This window comes from Acinetobacter sp. RF15B, from assembly GCF_007558235.1.
GTDB lineage: Bacteria > Pseudomonadota > Gammaproteobacteria > Pseudomonadales > Moraxellaceae > Acinetobacter > Acinetobacter lwoffii_C.
Genome location: NZ_VLSR01000008.1, coordinates 123,586 through 141,414 on the forward strand (window position 1 = coordinate 123,586; position 17,829 = coordinate 141,414).

Genomic DNA, 17,829 nt, shown 5'->3' on the forward strand with positions numbered 1-17,829 from the left:
ATTTCCATGAGCTTGAGAGAAGCTGATCATACGCTTTTTTGTACATTGTACAATGGTTTTTTATTCAGCCAAGCTGGGTGGATTACAGCATCCAGAAAATAGAAGACAGGTTCTTAAGCTGCCAAGACCCGCCCCAACACCCGTTCCACATCCACCTGCTTCGCCTCAATCATTCCCGCCACACGGCCATGAAACTCGCTATAGCGGGTTTGAATAAATCCATCAGCTACATAGTCCGGGGCATGACGTGTCAGCAACACCGCTTGGGCCAAAATCACCAGACGGCTGACCAGACTGCGTCCCATAAACTGTAATTCTTCGGGCGGCTGCTGGAAGAGTTTAAATAAAGACTGCAGTTCCGTTTTTAGCGTTTCATTGTGCATAGCGGTAGATGCCCAGTCTTTAAACAGCATTTCCATCGACTCAGGTTCACGTGCAATGGCACGCAGTACATCCAGACACATGACATTACCTGAACCTTCCCAAATGGTATTTACCGGGGCTTCTTTAAAGATACGCGCCATAATACCATCGTCAACATAACCATTACCGCCCAAGACTTCCATCGCCTCGCCTGTCAGCTCGACAGCCCGTTTGCAAATCCAGAATTTAGATGCCGGTGTCATGATGCGTTTCCATGCCAGTGCTAAGGCATCATCGGATTCATAACAATGCGCCAAATGAAAACTAAGTTGCATGGCCGCTTCAGTTTCTAAAGCTAAATCTGCCAACACGGCGCGCATCAAGGGCTGTTCAATCAAATGCTTGCCAAAAGCCTTACGCTGACGGGCATAGGCAAGGCATTGTACCAGGGCCTGGCGCAGCATGGCCGTACTGCCCACCGAACAGGTAAGCCGAGTGTAATTCGCCATTTCGATAATCGTGGGAATTCCACGCCCGGCTTCACCAATCATTATGCCCCAGGCCTGATTAAATTCGACCTCGGAACTGGAATTACTGCGATTGCCGACTTTGTCTTTTAAGCGCTGCACATGAATATTATTTTTTGTGCCATCGTCCAGCCAGCGTGGTACAAAGAAGCAGGCCAATCCTTCCTGCTCGGTTTTCGCCACCACCAAATGTGCATCACACATCGGCGCAGAAAAAAACCATTTATGTCCGGTCAGCACATAGGCTTTGCCACGGCCCGGCTCCGCAATCGGCACAGCAACAGTCTGATTCGCCCGCACATCTGAACCACCCTGCTTCTCGGTCATGCCCATGCCTAGCCAAATTGATTTTTTCTGGGCAATCGGCACATCGCGCTCATCATATTCAGTCGATAGCAGTTGCTCACCCAGCTTTGCCCATAGCTCAGGTTCACGCTGGATGAGCGGAATACTGCCCAGCGTTATGGAATTGGGGCACAGGTTGCCACATTCGATCTGTCCAGCCAGATAAAATCGAGCCGCCCACTCTACCCATCTGGATGAGGATTGCGGGTGGTTAAAGGGATAGGCATGTGTATCGAAGTGACGGTTCAAGCCCATCCATTTGTGCCAGGAGGGATGAAATTCAATGAAATCTTTACGACGGCCACGGGCATCAAAGGCATGCAAGATGGGAGGATGTTGATTGGCCAGTTCGGCATGTTGATAATATTCGGCTGACCCGGCCATTTGTGCCATTTGTGCCATTTTAGACAAGGTGGCCTGATCTTGGCTGCCATAGCGCTGTAAAATTTGCTGTAATACGATATCGGTTTCAAATAAATTATAATCCTGCTTTTCATCAAACTGGTTGTGAATTTGATGGGTCGTCCATGTCTGCATTGCTCTAATTCCTGTTTTATTTTTATGGCTATTTTCATCCCAGTATAGTCAATAAATCGCCCCAGCATAGGCAGTTTTTAAAATAAAAATTTTATCAAAAATCAGTGAGGCGCATGTGCTGTATAGCTTCCATATGCCAAATGACCTAGGTCAAGACTGCTGTAACGGAGCCATCCACTACAACTCGCCAGACCCGTCAATTCATTTAATTTTAAATAAATAACAAAAACTTGAATGATCGAAATAAACGGTTAATGCAAACATAATATTCTATTTGTCAAAATGCATAATTCTGATTAATCTCAGAGTCTAACACTCCGCTTAGAGCAATAAGATAACCACAACTTTCATGTTATTTTGCTTCTAGACATTTTTGCATTTTTTAATTTTTCGGTTTTTGAAGATCGCATCGCTATAGCAACGCCACTTTAAAATCAATTTACAGAACGGTTCATATTGGATTGAGCGTGATACTCTGCATAGATTCTTCTCGCAGTCCTCAAAATATGATGATAATAATGGAGATATACAATGAGCGATGACTCTAAAAAATGTCCTGTCACGCACCTTACCACTGAAGCTGGTGCGCCTGTCGTAGACAATCAGAACAGCATGACAGCTGGTGCACGTGGCCCCGTGCTTGCCCAAGATTTATGGCTGAATGAAAAACTGGCAAACTTTGTGCGTGAAGTGATTCCTGAGCGTCGTATGCATGCCAAAGGTTCGGGGGCTTTCGGTACCTTTACCGTCACCCATGACATTACCCGCTATACCCGTGCCAAGATCTTCTCTGCAGTAGGCAAAAAAACCGAGATGTTCGCGCGTTTTTCTACCGTAGCGGGTGAACGCGGCGCAGCTGATGCCGAACGTGATATTCGCGGTTTTGCCCTGAAATTCTATACGGAAGAAGGGAACTGGGACTTAGTCGGCAACAATACCCCGGTATTCTTCCTGCGTGATCCTCGCAAATTCCCGGACTTAAACAAAGCGGTTAAACGCGATCCAAAAACCAACAAGCGCAGTGCCACCAATAACTGGGATTTCTGGACTTTATTGCCTGAAGCCCTGCATCAGGTGACGATTGTGATGTCAGACCGCGGCATTCCAGATGGCTACCGTCATATGCACGGTTTCGGCAGCCATACCTACAGCTTTATTAATGCCCAAAATGAGCGCTTCTGGGTGAAATTCCACATGCGCACCCAGCAAGGCATTCAAAACCTGACCGATGCGGAAGCAGCAGCGCTGATTGCCAAAGACCGAGAAAGCAGCCAGACCGACCTATTTGATGCCATTGAGCGTGGCGATTTCCCGAAATGGACAATGTACGTGCAGATCATGCCGGAAACAGAGGCAGAAAAAGTCCCCTATCATCCATTTGACCTGACCAAAGTCTGGCCAAAAGGCGACTATCCACTGATTGAAGTGGGTGAGTTCGAGTTGAACCACAACCCTGAAAACTATTTCCAGGATGTGGAACAGGCGGCATTTGCGCCAAGTAATCTGGTTCCAGGAATCAGCTATTCACCAGACCGCATGTTACAGGCCCGTTTGGTGAACTATGCCGATGCTGTGCGCTACCGTGTTGGCGTGAATCATTCACAAATTCCGGTCAATGCTGCGCGTTGTCCTGTGCACTCGAACCGCCGTGACGGTCAAGGCCGTGTGGATGGCAACTATGGTTCATTGCCCCATTATGAGCCAAACAGCTTCAGCCAGTGGCAGGAACAACCAGAGTTCAGAGAACCTCCACTAAAAATTACCGGTGATGCGGATTTCTGGGATTATCGCCAAGACGACAACGATTATTTCAGCCAGCCACGAGCCCTGTTCAACTTGATGAACGATGAACAAAAACAGGCCTTGTTCAATAACACTGCCGGCGCGATGGGTGACGCACTGGATTTCATCAAATACCGTCATATCCGTAATTGCTATGCATGTGAACCTGCATACGGTGAAGGTGTCGCCAAAGCATTGGGCATGACTGTGGCCGATGCACAAGCCGCGCGTGAAAGTGATCCTGCGAAAAACTTACCAAGTTTTCTCTAAAACTTGAGTAAAGAGCGTAAAAAACCACCTTCGGGTGGTTTTTTGTTGGTCGCTCATGCAATATGAAAACAGCCCATCACAAAAAAGTATAACCATGCGCAAGACGATAGAAGACATCATTCAAGAATACGACATTATTTTATTTGATGCCGTGTGTGTCATCTGCACGCGCTGGGCACGTTTTTTAATCCGATATGACCGAAAAATCCAGTTTAAATTGGTCTCTGCACAATCTCCCTTAGGCTCTGCCCTGCTTCAGCATTATCAGATGTCAACGGAGCAGTATACGACGCTGCTCGTCATTAAAGAGGGGCAGCTTTATACCGAGTCAACTGCTGTGCTAAAAGTCATGCAGCAACTCGGCTTGCCTTTTTCATTAATGAATATCGGGTATATTATTCCACGCGTTGCACGCGATTTTCTGTATCGTCAGGTTGCTTTAAACCGTTATCAGTGGTTTGGAAAAACCAACAGCTGCCTGCTGCCTTCTAGTGAAAATAAGCGCCATTTTCTGGAAGATGTGATGGATGAGTCTTAAGTTTTTAGCTACTTTGTACGGTTTGGCTCAGGATTGTTGGACGGTGGCTGAATCGGGGGAGCTATGCCAAGACTCTCGCTTGAACTTTCTGGAGAGATGAATGTTTTTTGGCTGATGGGTCTTAGCTCCCCTATCATACGGACAGCAAGATTTAGCCCACCGATCATGAAGCCTGCCCTGCTGATTCTTCTCATTGCCCTAGAACAACATCCAGCAGCTAGACAATAATGCGCTTGCCTTCACGAATACAGTAAAACGGGTTAATTAACTTGGAAGAATGCTGGATAATATCCTGCAGGACATTTTCAGGCTGGTCACGGTCTTCATCGGTCAACTGGAAGGTCCGGTAATGAATGGCCAGAGAACAGCGCGCATGCAGGTCCTGATGGGCATGAAAGGCATCTTCCGGGTTCATATGGATATAACGCATCAGCTCACGCGGCTCATAGGCCCCGATAGGCAATAATGCAATTCGCGGCTCACCCAGACGTTTGCGGATTTCCTTGAAATGCGAAGAATAGCCACTGTCGCCGGCAAAGAAACAGTGTTCCTTACCATGCAGCAAGGAAAATCCTCCCCATAAGGCACAGTTCTGATCACGCATGCCGCGCCCTGAAGCATGCTGCGCAGGTGTATACACAATCCGGATGTTTTGAAAAAAGCTGTTCTCCCACCAGTCCATTTCAATCACATTATAGTCTTTAGGCAGATACCAGGCATTTCCCAGACCGGTATAGATTGGCATCTTAAAATTGTGATGCAACCAGCCGAGTGTGGCCAGATCCATATGATCATAATGGTTATGGCTAAGCAGCACTGCATCAATCGGAGGCAATTCATCCAGGGCAATCCCGGCAGGAATCACCCGTTGTGGACCGCGGGATGAAAACGGGCTGGCATATTCTGACCAGACCGGATCGGTCAGAAAGTTATAAGGCCCAATCTGGATCAGGACCGTGGCATGGCCGATAAACCAGATTTGCCAGTCATCCAAAGAAGCCTCGGGGCGATGATGCGGCAAGGCACGCGGACGCGACAGGAAGTCGGCCTGCTCCTGTTTCAGGTTCACTTCCCAGGTTTTGGACTTTCTGGTAAATAACCATTTATACAAGTCGAAGCGGCTCTGCTCAAGCGAAGAGGGCTCCAGATTTTTGAACCGTTGACCATCAAAATGCGCTGAATGCAAATAGTCAAATACCGGCTTGGACCAGAGATGCTTCCAACTGGATTCGGTCTCAAGCTGAAACTTTTTAGTTTTAAAAAAATCTTGCATAAACATCCACTATTTATTATTTGCTATATGCAAGACAGCATCGACTTGAGGCGCTCAAGCGAAGTATCTTTGTTATTAGCATACCAACTTCTATACCTGCGTATCTAAGCATACTATGAAATCTGATCAGGGTATTCATTTATGTTTTTGTTATTTTTAGCAAAAAAAACCAAAAAAGGAAGAGTTTCGAAACTTTGCGAGTAGTTACTGGTCGGATTAAACAGACTTTCGATACGCTGCCCTGATGTACACCCCAACTCAAATATAGCAGCCTGGCTCTCAAAGAAAGCCAGCTTGAACGCCTAAATCATCCTTTTACAACAGGCGCTATTCACTTAAGCTTAAACCTCACCTGATGAGCTAGGTGTTTAGACCCGGCCCCGGGTGCGTTCCAGCCATACTGCCTTGGTTTGCGGCTTGACAAAGAGGGCAATAATTTCAGGATGTAACTGTTTGATCTGGGCTTCTATCCGATTGACACAGTGTTCAATTTCATCTGAAGTCAGATCATCTTTAAATTCCAGGCTTAAAAATACAATCACCTGATGCGCGCCCATCTGTTCAGTCAGCAGACCGTTGGCGCTATGAACTGCATGATCCTGCTGGGCTACTTTTAAAACATGGTCCCGCAGTTTGGGATTTGCAACTTCGCCGAGTAACAGACCTTTGGTTTTCTGCGCCAAAAGCCAAGCTGAAATCGCCAGTACAACGCCAATCAGAATTGATGCTGCACCATCCAGCTCGGGAATATTCAGTTGATGGGCCAAGAAAATTCCGACCAGCGCAATCAATAAGCCGGTCAAGGCAGCGGTATCTTCAAATAATACGGTAAAAGTGGTGGGATCTTTACTGCGTCGGAATGCGGCGAAATATCCGAGCTTGCCCTTCTGCTTGCGAAAGGCTTTTAAAGCCACCCACCAGGAAAACCCTTCACATACAATTGCGATACCCAGCACAATATAGTTAATGACAGGGTCCTGCATTTCCTCAGGCTGTAAAATATGCTGTATGCCCTGATAAATGGAAACGATGGCGCCTAGGGCAAAGACCATCAGAGCCACAATAAACGCCCAGAAATACAACTCACGGCCATAGCCAAAAGGATGTTGGGCATCTGCCGGTTTTTGGGAGGTTTTCATGCCATACAGCAGCAGAATTTCATTTAAAGTATCCACAACGGAATGGATGGCTTCGCTCAGCATTGCTGAACTGCTGGTCATATAGGCTGCAATAAACTTCACCACTGCAATCGTCAGATTCCCAAACAGGGCAGCATAGACCACAACTTTATTTGATTCAGACATCCTGAAACTGCCCTAAACAAGCTGCATTCAGCTTTTCTTGTCTTATATACCAGTATTTTAATCAGTTTATAAGTAGCAGTTGTTTTACAAATTGTTGTAGCGTCGTGAGATTGAGAGATGATCCAGGCAGTTGGGCACACTGAAATTCTAAAAAGAACAGCTGAGGCCCTTCCTGTTTGCTGTGCCGCTAAGTTCTGGAAAAATACTGTTCGCGCCATTCTTTCCAGAAATACATGACAATGCCCAACATCACCACCGCAATTCCGGCGAAAGCATGACTGCTAATGATTTCATTGTTGAGGGTGGCTCCCAGAACCAGTGCAATCACCGGGGTCATTACATTACTTAAAGAGACTGTAGACGCAGCTAGACGGCGGATCAGCCAGAAATAGCACAGCATGGCCACAATTGATGACATGATCATGGTAAACAGGAACCCAATCATGGCATGGGTACCTGGCATCTGCGTGGGAAAATGCTGCCAGATAAACGGGATTAACAACAGTGAACCTGCCGCAGACACCAATAATGAACCGGTGGCTTGCGACATTGGTTTTAGCGGTGCATTAATCTGTTTGACCCAGAAAATCGAACTGATATACGACACCATACTGATCAGCATCAGCACCACGCCCCACGGGTTAATTTTTGAATCTGCCGAATCGGCAAAGACAAAACTCAGGCCAGTTACTGCAACCGCCATTCCCAGCCATTGCAGCCATACCAGCCGATGGGTTTTTAAAATCACATGCCCGATCAAGCCAGCAATTAGCGGTGAGAACCCAAAAATCAGGGCCATCAGACCTGAAGTTAAATAATTGGCAGCCAGATAAATAAACAGCTGGGCGCCAATTAAATTCAAGCTTCCGGCCAGATAGCTTTGCATCGAGGTACGGTCAAAAGGTAATGGACCGCGCATCAGTTTGAGCACTAGCAGCGCAATGATGGAGGCACCAAAATAGCGGATAATCAGCACCCACATCGGATGCACCTCTGCCACACTCCAGACAATCGCCAGCGGCGTCGCTGCCCAAATCAGCACCAAAAGCGCATATATACTTGCCGTCACCAGCATAGAAGATGAATTTGAATTCATAAATGACTCAATTAAATATAATAAAAAGAATTAAACCAAAAGTTCTGTTCAAATCCACGATTAGCAGTATTACAAGCGGCATGGATGCCGCTCGAGCGTTTGGGATACAAAGAAGTATCCTCAAACGCTCAAAAGATTTTTGTTACTTTTCATCTTTGAAAAGTAAGACACAACTGCACAAAGTAATTAAACGTCGCAATATAAATAGTGGTCATGCCAAAACAATAAATAAAGTAGCCATAAAAAAAGCAGACCCCAGTTCCCCAAGATCTGCCTTTGTTAAACATTCAGCTTACTTCACCAGCTTACGCAAATCCTGGCTTAAATCCAGATATTTATCCGCCTCAAAAGCCGCCTGCTTGCTGATCAGTTTTTTCAGATGACGCATGTCTTTGGCCGCATTCACCGTGATGCCACCGACGATGATGCCATCTGTGACACCAAACAATACAAATGATGAATCAGCCCCCTGCTCGGCATTCATTTCACCACGTACAACCCACTCGCTTGCTGTCATATCACCCACGAACTGGTAGTTGATATTGAGCTGATCGGTCCAGAACCACGCCGGATTAGGGGTTGGCTGCTCGAGCCCCATCACATGACGGGCAAAAATTCCGGCTTGCAGATTGGCATTTTCCCAGGTTTCGACACGGCGATGATTGCCACAGTCACGCAGCTGGGTCGCTACATCGCCTGCAGCATAAATATCAGGATGAGACGTTTGACAGTGTTCATTCACCTGAATCGCACAATCCACCGCTAAACCGGCATCAAGCGCCAGCTGTGCATTAGGTACAATCCCGATACCGTAAACAACTGCATCAGCACGCAGCTCTTCACTACCTTCAAGAGTAACGACAACTTCTTCACCTTCAAGACGGCAGTCTGCAATCTTGGTTTCAAGACGCACATTGACCCCAGCCAGACGCTGCTGAGCCAATAAAAACTCGCTCAATATATGTGGAGATGAACGCCCCATGACCATTGGCCCCATTTCGATCACAGTCACTTCACAGTCTTTGAAACGGGCACTAGAGGCCAGTTCCAGACCGATCACGCCACCACCGATCAGGATGATACGGCGACCCGGCTGTAATACAGGCACCAGCGCTTGTGAATCTTCCAGATTACGCAAAGTATAGACGTACTTGCCTAAGGCATCGAAGTTTGGCAAACGGCGTGCTGCACCGCCGGTGGCCAGCAAGAGCTTGTCATAAGCAACAACGTCACCATTTTGTAGCTCAACCGTGTGCGCTTCAGCATTGATTTTCACCACGCCATTGCCGCGGATATGCTCGACCCCCAAATCTGCCAGTTTTTCTTCGGACAGGATTTCAATTTTGGTCTCAGCCGGCTTTAAAATCACGTCTTTAGATAATGGCGGACGCTCATAAGGCAAATGTATTTCATCACCAATCAGAATGATGTTGCCTTCAAACTTGTTGCCACGCAGTTCTAAAATCGCGCTTGCACCTGCCTGGCCTGCGCCTACAATCACGATGGTTTCGATGTTGCTCATGTCATTAACCTTTTAACTCTGCAGATACGATACCAAAGCCGGCAATCCATTCACTGATATCTTCATAGCAGTGGGTGGTCATGTCGTATTCGCCTATTTCGCTTAAAGCAGCAAAAGCCGCCATCCAGGAACGGACTTCCTGACCGCCACGGCCCCCATCACGGCGAATGTCAGCTTCAGTCATGGCTTCCAGTGCAGCGAAGTCGGCCTGCTTGAATTTTTCAAGTAATGCGACATCCCATTCCGGACTGAGTGGCACTGCAACCGAGGTATCCCCTGCTGCGAGTTTCTGACCAACAGCAATAATTTTTGCCTGACGCGCCTCCCGGGCTTCAACTGTCGGATGACGGCCGGCGATCAGAAACTCTTCCACTTCTGGTGGTACTGAACCCATTTGTGGTGTCGGTGGATCATGGGACAGCCCCCCTGTACCTAGCACCAGTACGCGCTCATTTTCAAGGTTTAAGGACTTGATAAACTGGCCAACTGCACGGCCCAAAGCGATGGTGCGCTTGGTGGTCGGCATCGGTGCTGCAGCGCCATTAATAAAAATCGGAATTGTTGGATAACGATCAAGCTTGCCTGCGCACAGGAAATGTAAAGGCTGAGTCACCCCGTGGTCCGCCTGCATACGGTAGGAGTATGCAACGTCGACCCCTTCATCCAGCACCCGGCGAACCAGCGCCAGTGCCCGATCTTCCGGTACATCAATATGGTCATTGTCTTTGCCATAATCCCAGTCGCCTGCGGCTTTGGCACGAATCCCCACGCAGAAGCTTGGCATCAGGTCATAGAAGAAACCGTTAAAATGGTCTGGACCAAATGTGATAATGAGAGTGGGATCATAGGCTTTTACTTCAGCAGACAACTGTTCAAACGCAGCACGTACTTTCTGCTCTTTGGATTGATCCTGCGGTGAAGCAAATTCCATTAACGGACTGTGCGATGCACAAATGAGTTTAACGGCCATGAGAGACTCCTGAATAAGGAAGGCAGCCCAGAACAGGCTGCCGATAAGTCCATTCGACTAGACTAGATTTTTATTCATCAAAGAAACCGGCGCGTGGCTGGCGTAAGCCACGAATTCCCAAACCACATTCTGCATTAATCAGAACACCGGTCAGTGGACGGTTATTTTGACGCGATGCCAAGAGCACGTATGAACCGGTCATGTCTTCCGGTTCAGGCAAGAAATTCAGTGGCATACCACGTGCGATTTTCTCAGGGTCGCGAGCATCCAGCAGGCCCAGATTATCCTGACCCAAGGATGCCGCGCCTTTGATATTCACATTCATACCTGAGGGTGCAACCGCATTCACTCGTACTTTAGGCGCAAGCTCATAAGCCAGTTCCTTCATCACCCCGACACCGGCATGCTTGGATGCAGTATATACAGGGCCTCCGCCAGCGGAGTACAGTGCCGAATTAGACAAAGTAAATATGATAGAACCTTCAGAAGCGATCAATGCATCCAGCGCAGCCTTCGCTCCCAGGATTAAAGATTTGGTATTAATGCCCATGATTTCGTCAAAGGCTTTTTCCAGCTGCTCGCCCGAAGTATTGACGATATCGGCATAATGATCCCAGATCCCGGCATTGCCCACGAAACAATCGAGTTTACCGAAACGTTCTACAGTTGCTTGAACTGCACGAACGTTATCTGCATAGCTGGCTACATCACCTTCGATCGCAAGAACTTTTCCACCGAAGTGTTCATTTAATGCATCCACTTTAGCTTTTGAACGTTGAAGAACCGCAACTTGTGCACCTTCCTCAATAAAACGCTCGACCAAAGCCCAGCCTAAGCCTGAACCACCACCCGTGATCAGTGCAACTTCGCCTTGTAGCCAACCCATGCTTACTCTCCTGCCATCTCAACAAATAACTGACCATCTTCCACAATTACCGGGAAAGTCTGAATCGGATCAGTTGCTGGCAAGCAAAGTGCTGTACCAGTTTTTAGACAGAAACGCGCTGAATGAAGTGGACATTCCACCGTGCCATCATCTTCCAGATAACCTTCAGACATTGAGGCATTACCATGTGAACAGCGGTCGTTCATGGCGAAAAACTCACCACCGTTATTGAATACTGCCAGCGCTTCAATACCGTTTACGCCACAATCTACTTTTAATGCTTCGCCTTCGTCCAGTTCGTCAACTTGGCAAACAAAAATCTTATTCATTAGAAGAACACGCTCAGGTTGTGTGAGTTATAAGTCGCCTGGTCCAGTGTGATCTTACGGTTGAAGATCTGGAAGCCTTGCTCGGAATCGACCTGACGGATTTTGTCGTGACGCTTACCACAGTAGATGGTGACATCTTTTTCTTTCTGGGTGCGGTACAACAGGTAAGTGACATACACGTCGTATTCACCGTCAACTTCAGTCGGCTCCACAATAATGTTAGACACCATATGTGTAGTACGTGAAGGGGGTTCTTCCGCCCAGGCCATACCGGTTTCCAAACGGGCAACGCGGCGTTCCAGCAGGTCTTTAGAATCGTTAAATACCCAGGTCGTTGGCGGCTCAATCGAACGGCGACGGTCACGGGTTTGCGCATTCGGTGTCGTACGCAGCGTATACGAAATATCTTCTGCCAATACATCCAGCCATTCGCGGAACTTCCAGTCGTCCAGCAATTTTGCTTCGCGGTACAGGAACTGACTGATCTGGTGATGCAGTTCTAAGCTGATTTGACTCATTTCACAAGCTCCTTCTCGTATTCGTCAGCGGCTTTTTCCACGTCTTCCCATTTTTCATGGATCAATAAATCTGCCCAGCGACGGTACATGCCACGTGCTGCAGTTTCTGAGAAAATGTAGTTGGTAATGCCCGGAATATCATCTTCACGAACTTTCTCGTTGCCTTTACCCATTTCCATGATCAGGCGGTTTTGACGCGCTTTATAACCCCGAAGCACTTTCTGGATTTCGATCCAGTTTTCCGAGTCATCTTGCTCAAGGAAACCGGCCGGACCGAAGGCACGCGTTGCCGAACGTTCAAAAGCTTCTTTTACTTCCTGCGACGCTTCAGCATCCGCAATACAGAATGCCCATACTTCAGTTTTGTTTGGACCACGTGGGTGCCATACGCGCAGTGTTGCCGTACCGTTTAACCAAGACAGTGTCGGGAACATGGTGTTGTGACCTGCAAGACGCAGCGCACGCACTTCACCTAAACGCTCTTTGACTTCTTCATAAGTTTCACGGAAATAGTTCGCTACCTCACCATCCACCCATACGTTGGCGTCCGGCTTTTCAGTAAAGAAGAAACCTGAACCGTGACCGCGTGAACCATATTGAATTGCGTCTTTGGCGGTTTCCCACACCGGACGCGCTGTTTGTGCAGCACCGAGTTTCTTCGAGGATTCATCATCCGGTTTTGCCCCCAAAACTTGAATCGCAGAAGCGTGAGAGAACAAGGCATGGTATTGGTCAGAAGCAAACTGTTCCGCTGCAAATTTCCAGTTACAGTCGATTTCCCATTTGTGTACACCACCGATGATTTCTGTCCCACCCGGACGACGATCTACGACTCCATCCAGATACCAGGCGATGTCGCCCATGTATTCTTCTAAATCAGGTGTGGTTTCATCCCAGCAACCGAAGACTAAGCCTTTGTAAGACTTCACACGATTGACTTCAACCAGACCCCATTGTTCTTTACATGCCCCATGTGGATAAGCACGTTCTTCAAGCGGGATATCTTTGAGTGAACCATCAATACCGTATGACCAGCCGTGGTATGGGCAAGTAAATGCACGGGTATTACCGCAGTCTGCGAAGCTGACCCGCATCGAACGGTGACGGCACTGGTTTAAAAATGCTTTGATTGAGCCGTCTTTTTGGCGTGCCACAATAATTGGATCTTCACCCATATAGGTATTGAAGAAATCACCAGCCTTGGGAATTTGGCTTTCATGGCATAGAAATAACCATGTACGACCGAAGACACGTTCAAGTTCTAATTCGTAAATGTCAGGATCAGTATAGATCGATGGCGTGATACGTCCATTTTGTGCATCGACCAAAGCGTCGATTTCGCGCACATCAATTTTTCCACTCATGAAAAGCTCTCCTGTGGCCACTATGGACACACAATAAATAGACTCAACTCGAATGGATAATGGATTTTTGCAGGATTTTGGGGAAATATTTTTTTTGTTTTAATTAATAGGTTTAAGCAATTATTGACCACGCTTATTTTTATATTAAAACACCAATCAACCCCTCTAAGGTATTTAGTTCCTAAATGACAAAATCATCTTCACGACATAGTTGTTTATGGACTATACTCCTATCAAATTATAGTAAGACATTTTTTGGATTACTCTTTGGGCTGATGACATGGAATTAAGACACCTTCGCTACTTTATCACTGTTGCTGAAGAACTGAACTTTAGTAAGGCAGCACTCAAACTTTATACGGCGCAACCCTCTCTCAGCCAGCAGATTAAGGATCTGGAAGAAGATGTCGGCGTACAACTGCTGTACCGTACCAAACGCAAGGTCGAGCTGACAGAAGAAGGTGCCGTATTTCTGGAACAGGCCCGTTTGACCCTGGCTCAGGCCGACAAAGCCGTTGCCATGGCGCGTCAGGTGTCGCAGGCCAAGCAGCAGATGCTACGCATCGGCTTTGTGCCGGTGGCCGAAATGAAGATCTTTCCGTATATTCTGCCCAACCTGCGTGTCCAAAACCCGGATCTGAAAATTGAACTGCTCAGCCTGAACAATACCGAGCAAATGAGATTACTGAAAAAGGGCGATCTAGATCTCACCTTTACCCGTCACAACTTCCATAGCGACGAAATTGAAAGCCAGTTTGTCCTGCGTGAGCCGCTAATCTTTATTTTGCCTAAAGATCATCCACTGGCCAAATATGAACGAATTCCGGTTAAAGAGTTGAATGGCATAGACTTTATTATTCCTGCTGCCGAACAGTCACTGACCCTGCACAATGCAATTTTAGACTTTGCCAAGGTCAACAATCTTGAATTCAACATTGTGCAGAAAGCTGACAATATCCTGTTCAACATCAACTCGATTGGCATGGGCTTAGGTTGCACGATTTTACCGGGCTATATTGCCCCATTGACCATGAATAATACGGTCATTCGTCCGCTTGACGTTGAACTGCCTTATCTGGATTTATACGTGAGTTACCGCAAAGCTGGAAATTCAATGGCCGTGGACAAGTTCCTGGAGTTACTGACCCACGTGTTCTATCTCAATATCAATCGCGACGAACAAAAATAAATTTCCCCCTTTTTTGACAGCACAGGTTGCGCCATACATACCTGTGCTATTTGCTTTTATTATTTTCTCATTAAAACCCGCTTTGTATTCTGGTTTTTTCATAAAGGCTGACTTTTTGGCGCCTCAAAATTAGCCTTAACCTGGGCTGCAGATGAGGAACTCCCGCTCAAAAACCATCTGCTTTACAACTTAAGTCTAATGAAAATTTAAGTGTTTTTTCTTCTAAAAAAGCCTCAATCTAGACTTAAAACAGATTAAAAATATCTATCAAACTTGCTACACGAGAAAGGTGACTGCTTTAGCTCTCTCCATAAAATCGTTTAGCCATAAAAAAAGGATGCCAGGCATCCTTTTTTTATATTTTTACTCGGGCTTATTTTACGCCATGTGCCAGCAGGTAGTTTTTGATAATGGTATTAAACTCTTCTGCTTTTTCCACCTGGGACCAGTGGCCGCACTGGCTGAAAATGTGGGCATCGGCATTTGGCACAATATTCAGAATATCCCAGGTCCTTGATACAGGAATCACCACGTCTTGCGTACCGTGGATCAACAGCACAGGAACTGTGATCTCTTTCATTTTTTCAAAATCAAGCGGGAATTCAAAACGGTCACGGTCACGTGCACCCACCACATCCATCAAACGATTTGATGCATAGTCATTTGCAGCAGACGCAAAACGTACTTTTACCAGTTCATCAGTAATCAGGTCTTTGTTTACGACAAACATAGAAAGGGTTTTCTTGATCCCTTCTTCAGTAAGCACCGGATTTGCGTGCGCTTTCAACGCGGCAGTTTGTTTCGCACCGCCGGTTCCCATAGAAACAATACCAAGAACACGTTCTGGATAGTCAAGTGCCATCTGGAAAGCCAACCAGCCACCCAGTGAGTTACCGACCAGCCAGGTTTTTTCAATACCCAGTGCATCTAAAGTACGCACCGCATGATCAACCCAGGCACGAATACCATAAGCCGTACCAGGTGCTACCACAGTCTGACCATAACCAATGGTATCAATGGCGATACAACGTGCCTGCTCACCAATGGCTGGAAGGTTTAACCACCAGTTTGCCGCCGCAGATACACCAGTACCTGAACCGTGCAGGAACAGAATTGGTGTACCTTCACCAATCTCGTGATAGTGCGTCAACTCACCTTCTGCCGTTTCAATCCATTTGTCTTCTAAACCAAAAAATGGATCTGTTTTGTATTCTGGGATTTGAACAGTACTCATGTTGATTCCTCTTACAGTTTTTAGCTTGCGTGTCCATCTGATAACAGAGGTCAACGCCAAGTTGACTCATTAACAATGACTTCTTTACACCCTTATCTTAACCGCTATAACCGAGTCAACTGATACAAAATTACGATTGTATGCTACAAAAAAAATATAATTTAAATATTTGTTTTATATAAATATTTTATTTTAAATCCTTAAGTTTCCTCAGACTTTAGGCCTTAAAAAGGCGATGCTGTTGCATCGCCGGTTTAAATCTGCTGAATGCTTAGAATTTATAGGTATAGGTGGTCGCCACACGGTATTCCTGCAAATCGGACTTATAATCAAAATCAGCATCGATATACATGGCCTGGACGCCTAGGCCTTTTAATTTACCCTCTGGCACTGTGTAATTCACAATCAGGTTCAACTCGTCTGAATCCTGATCTTTTTTGGTGCCGTAAGTTGCATCCTTCCCGAGCATATATACGGCGGTGGCATTCAAGCCCTTGGCACCCAGTTCAGAGAAATCATAACCATAGGTTAGGCCCAAGGATTTTTCATCAGGATTGGTAAAAGTCGCAACTCCCCAGTTGACCAGATAAGGCTGTGGCACCCATCCCCCCAATGTCGGGAATGCTGAATCGCCCAGCATTTGCTGATAGCCTAAACCAATCGTATGCGCACCATGATTAAGTTTAGTGCCTACTGATAAAGCCTGGTTATCAATCTCACCATAGAGTTTGTTACCTGAATCCGAGTTATCGAAGTAACGTACATGGCTGGTCAGTTTGCTTTTTTCACCTAAAGCAGCAGTATGGTTTAAACCTACAAAATGTTGCTGATAGATGTCTTGTACATCTGCGTACCAATAGCTTGCACCCAATTCCTGAGTGAATTGATGGTCTACTCCTGCAATCCACATCCCGTCAGATGTTGCACCATTGTCGTAGGCAGGTGGCGCAAATTTGCTGAGGTCACGAAACTGGTTGTCGTAACGGTTGTTAATGCCGTCAATATAGGCCAGCGTTAACTTGGTATCTTTCAGGTCTTTAGATTCTAACCATGCACCGCTAAACGTGGTAAGTAACTGACGCGATGGATCAAACACCAAGACTGGAGAAACCGGCAATAATTCACCCACTTTCAATTCAGTTTGCGATACTTTGGCTTTTAAGGTGGCACCGACTTTACCAAAATTGTCTTTCGACTCTTTACCATCATGCGGCAAAATAAAGTCTGGATTTCTGTCACGGCCATTCAGCTTAAAGGCATGCTGCACCAACAGGTCTGCACCAACCTGAATACCGCCGCCAATATCGTGATAGCCAGATTTGGCATCCAGCATCACCCCCTGAGACCACGAACCCCAGTTTTTAGTGGAATCGTCTTTAATCTGGCGATCTAGGTAAAAGTTTTTAAATTTGAGCTGGACCTGACTGTCGTCAATAAAATCTGCCTGAGTTGCAGTGGTTCCTAAAGTTGCTGTTGCAGCCAGCATTGCTATCCATAAATTTTGACGACGCATGACTTATTCCCAATAATCAAATAATAATCAAATAAAGCTAGGGCGCCATCATGCTGAACAATGGCCAGAAACGGAATCCGACCAGAGTATTAAGATTTAAGTCATGCACCCTATTTTTGTTTTTTCCTGACTCGCCCTCCGCTCAGGTTAAGAGCTTTAAACAATAAGATATTTTGCTCGATATTCGTGGGGTTTTTTCTAAACCCTTGTTCTGTCATTTATTTTTAACAAAATTTTAGTTTTTTAAATATAAAACAAGAAAATTAAGC

15 protein-coding genes are annotated in these 17,829 nt (G+C 46.4%); 3 read left to right on the top strand and 12 right to left on the bottom strand.

All coding sequences use genetic code 11. The features are described from left to right. Positions 1 to 113: 113 nt before the first annotated feature. Positions 114 to 1,772: an acyl-CoA dehydrogenase family protein gene (locus E2K74_RS08260; protein WP_151207074.1), complete on the bottom strand. Its 1,659-nt coding sequence runs from the start codon at positions 1,770 to 1,772 to the stop codon at positions 114 to 116. Between the two features lie 531 nt (positions 1,773 to 2,303). Between E2K74_RS08260 and E2K74_RS08265 the strand changes: the two genes are divergently transcribed. Further along, positions 2,304 to 3,824 carry a catalase gene (locus E2K74_RS08265; protein ID WP_151207076.1) on the top strand — a complete coding sequence of 507 codons (1,521 nt, stop codon included), beginning with the start codon at positions 2,304 to 2,306 and terminating at the stop codon, positions 3,822 to 3,824. A gap of 94 nt (positions 3,825 to 3,918) precedes the next feature. After that, the gene (locus E2K74_RS08270) at positions 3,919 to 4,362 is read left to right on the top strand and encodes a thiol-disulfide oxidoreductase DCC family protein (protein ID WP_151207078.1); all 444 of its coding nucleotides are present in this window, start codon (positions 3,919 to 3,921) and stop codon (positions 4,360 to 4,362) included. Between the two features lie 217 nt (positions 4,363 to 4,579). On the opposite strand, the gene E2K74_RS08275 is transcribed toward E2K74_RS08270, so the two are convergent. The 9 genes from E2K74_RS08275 to hcaE all read right to left on the bottom strand — a co-directional run bounded on the left by E2K74_RS08275 (position 4,580) and on the right by hcaE (position 13,624). Beyond that, entirely contained in the window at positions 4,580 to 5,635 is a 1,056-nt protein-coding gene (locus E2K74_RS08275; protein ID WP_151207080.1) for an MBL fold metallo-hydrolase, read from the bottom strand. Positions 5,636 to 6,003: 368 nt separating this feature from the next. Next, on the bottom strand, positions 6,004 to 6,939 hold the full coding sequence (locus tag E2K74_RS08280) for a cation diffusion facilitator family transporter (RefSeq protein ID WP_151207082.1): 936 nt from the start codon (positions 6,937 to 6,939) through the stop codon (positions 6,004 to 6,006). Positions 6,940 to 7,126: 187 nt separating this feature from the next. Beyond that, positions 7,127 to 8,035, bottom strand: coding sequence for a DMT family transporter (locus E2K74_RS08285; protein ID WP_151207084.1), 909 nt, complete (start codon positions 8,033 to 8,035; stop codon positions 7,127 to 7,129). 292 nt (positions 8,036 to 8,327) lie between these two features. Beyond that, positions 8,328 to 9,557: a 3-phenylpropionate/cinnamic acid dioxygenase ferredoxin--NAD(+) reductase subunit gene (hcaD, locus tag E2K74_RS08290; RefSeq protein WP_151207087.1), complete on the bottom strand. Its 1,230-nt coding sequence runs from the start codon at positions 9,555 to 9,557 to the stop codon at positions 8,328 to 8,330. A 4-nt stretch (positions 9,558 to 9,561) separates the two neighbouring features. Beyond that, positions 9,562 to 10,527: a 3-carboxyethylcatechol 2,3-dioxygenase gene (locus E2K74_RS08295; RefSeq protein ID WP_151207089.1), complete on the bottom strand. Its 966-nt coding sequence runs from the start codon at positions 10,525 to 10,527 to the stop codon at positions 9,562 to 9,564. 70 nt (positions 10,528 to 10,597) lie between these two features. Then, positions 10,598 to 11,413 carry a 3-phenylpropionate-dihydrodiol/cinnamic acid-dihydrodiol dehydrogenase gene (hcaB, locus tag E2K74_RS08300; RefSeq protein WP_151207091.1) on the bottom strand — a complete coding sequence of 272 codons (816 nt, stop codon included), beginning with the start codon at positions 11,411 to 11,413 and terminating at the stop codon, positions 10,598 to 10,600. A 2-nt stretch (positions 11,414 to 11,415) separates the two neighbouring features. After that, positions 11,416 to 11,742, bottom strand: coding sequence for a 3-phenylpropionate/cinnamic acid dioxygenase ferredoxin subunit (hcaC, locus tag E2K74_RS08305; protein WP_151205623.1), 327 nt, complete (start codon positions 11,740 to 11,742; stop codon positions 11,416 to 11,418). Then, positions 11,742 to 12,260, bottom strand: a complete 519-nt coding sequence (hcaF, locus tag E2K74_RS08310; RefSeq protein ID WP_151207093.1) for a 3-phenylpropionate/cinnamic acid dioxygenase subunit beta — start codon at positions 12,258 to 12,260, stop codon at positions 11,742 to 11,744. Before hcaF ends, hcaC begins: the two co-directional genes overlap by 1 nt. Beyond that, entirely contained in the window at positions 12,257 to 13,624 is a 1,368-nt protein-coding gene (gene hcaE / locus E2K74_RS08315; RefSeq protein WP_151205625.1) for a 3-phenylpropionate/cinnamic acid dioxygenase subunit alpha, read from the bottom strand. Before hcaE ends, hcaF begins: the two co-directional genes overlap by 4 nt. Positions 13,625 to 13,904: 280 nt before the next feature. Between hcaE and hcaR the strand changes: the two genes are divergently transcribed. Continuing rightward, entirely contained in the window at positions 13,905 to 14,813 is a 909-nt protein-coding gene (gene hcaR / locus E2K74_RS08320; protein ID WP_151207095.1) for a DNA-binding transcriptional regulator HcaR, read from the top strand. 373 nt (positions 14,814 to 15,186) lie between these two features. Here hcaR and E2K74_RS08325 read toward each other — a convergent pair whose 3' ends face one another. Together E2K74_RS08325 and E2K74_RS08330 are read right to left on the bottom strand one after the other, a co-directional pair. Then, positions 15,187 to 16,047 (bottom strand): alpha/beta fold hydrolase, encoded by an 861-nt coding sequence (locus tag E2K74_RS08325; RefSeq protein ID WP_151205557.1) that lies wholly within the window; start codon positions 16,045 to 16,047, stop codon positions 15,187 to 15,189. 271 nt (positions 16,048 to 16,318) lie between these two features. Beyond that, a complete protein-coding gene (locus E2K74_RS08330) occupies positions 16,319 to 17,560 on the bottom strand; it encodes an OprD family outer membrane porin (protein ID WP_151207097.1) in 1,242 nt (413 codons plus the stop codon). Between the last annotated feature and the right edge of the window lie 269 nt (positions 17,561 to 17,829).

Bases quoted from the DNA above. Each gene is read 5' to 3' on its own strand.
- E2K74_RS08260 (WP_151207074.1), bottom strand. From the start codon at position 1,772: ATGCAGACATGGACGACCCATCAAATTCACAACCAGTTTGATGAAAAG.
- E2K74_RS08265 (WP_151207076.1), top strand. From the start codon at position 2,304: ATGAGCGATGACTCTAAAAAATGTCCTGTCACGCACCTTACCACTGAA.
- E2K74_RS08270 (WP_151207078.1), top strand. From the start codon at position 3,919: ATGCGCAAGACGATAGAAGACATCATTCAAGAATACGACATTATTTTA.
- E2K74_RS08275 (WP_151207080.1), bottom strand. From the start codon at position 5,635: ATGCAAGATTTTTTTAAAACTAAAAAGTTTCAGCTTGAGACCGAATCC.
- E2K74_RS08280 (WP_151207082.1), bottom strand. From the start codon at position 6,939: ATGTCTGAATCAAATAAAGTTGTGGTCTATGCTGCCCTGTTTGGGAAT.
- E2K74_RS08285 (WP_151207084.1), bottom strand. From the start codon at position 8,035: ATGAATTCAAATTCATCTTCTATGCTGGTGACGGCAAGTATATATGCG.
- hcaD (WP_151207087.1), bottom strand. From the start codon at position 9,557: ATGAGCAACATCGAAACCATCGTGATTGTAGGCGCAGGCCAGGCAGGT.
- E2K74_RS08295 (WP_151207089.1), bottom strand. From the start codon at position 10,527: ATGGCCGTTAAACTCATTTGTGCATCGCACAGTCCGTTAATGGAATTT.
- hcaB (WP_151207091.1), bottom strand. From the start codon at position 11,413: ATGGGTTGGCTACAAGGCGAAGTTGCACTGATCACGGGTGGTGGTTCA.
- hcaC (WP_151205623.1), bottom strand. From the start codon at position 11,742: ATGAATAAGATTTTTGTTTGCCAAGTTGACGAACTGGACGAAGGCGAA.
- hcaF (WP_151207093.1), bottom strand. From the start codon at position 12,260: ATGAGTCAAATCAGCTTAGAACTGCATCACCAGATCAGTCAGTTCCTG.
- hcaE (WP_151205625.1), bottom strand. From the start codon at position 13,624: ATGAGTGGAAAAATTGATGTGCGCGAAATCGACGCTTTGGTCGATGCA.
- hcaR (WP_151207095.1), top strand. From the start codon at position 13,905: ATGGAATTAAGACACCTTCGCTACTTTATCACTGTTGCTGAAGAACTG.
- E2K74_RS08325 (WP_151205557.1), bottom strand. From the start codon at position 16,047: ATGAGTACTGTTCAAATCCCAGAATACAAAACAGATCCATTTTTTGGT.
- E2K74_RS08330 (WP_151207097.1), bottom strand. From the start codon at position 17,560: ATGCGTCGTCAAAATTTATGGATAGCAATGCTGGCTGCAACAGCAACT.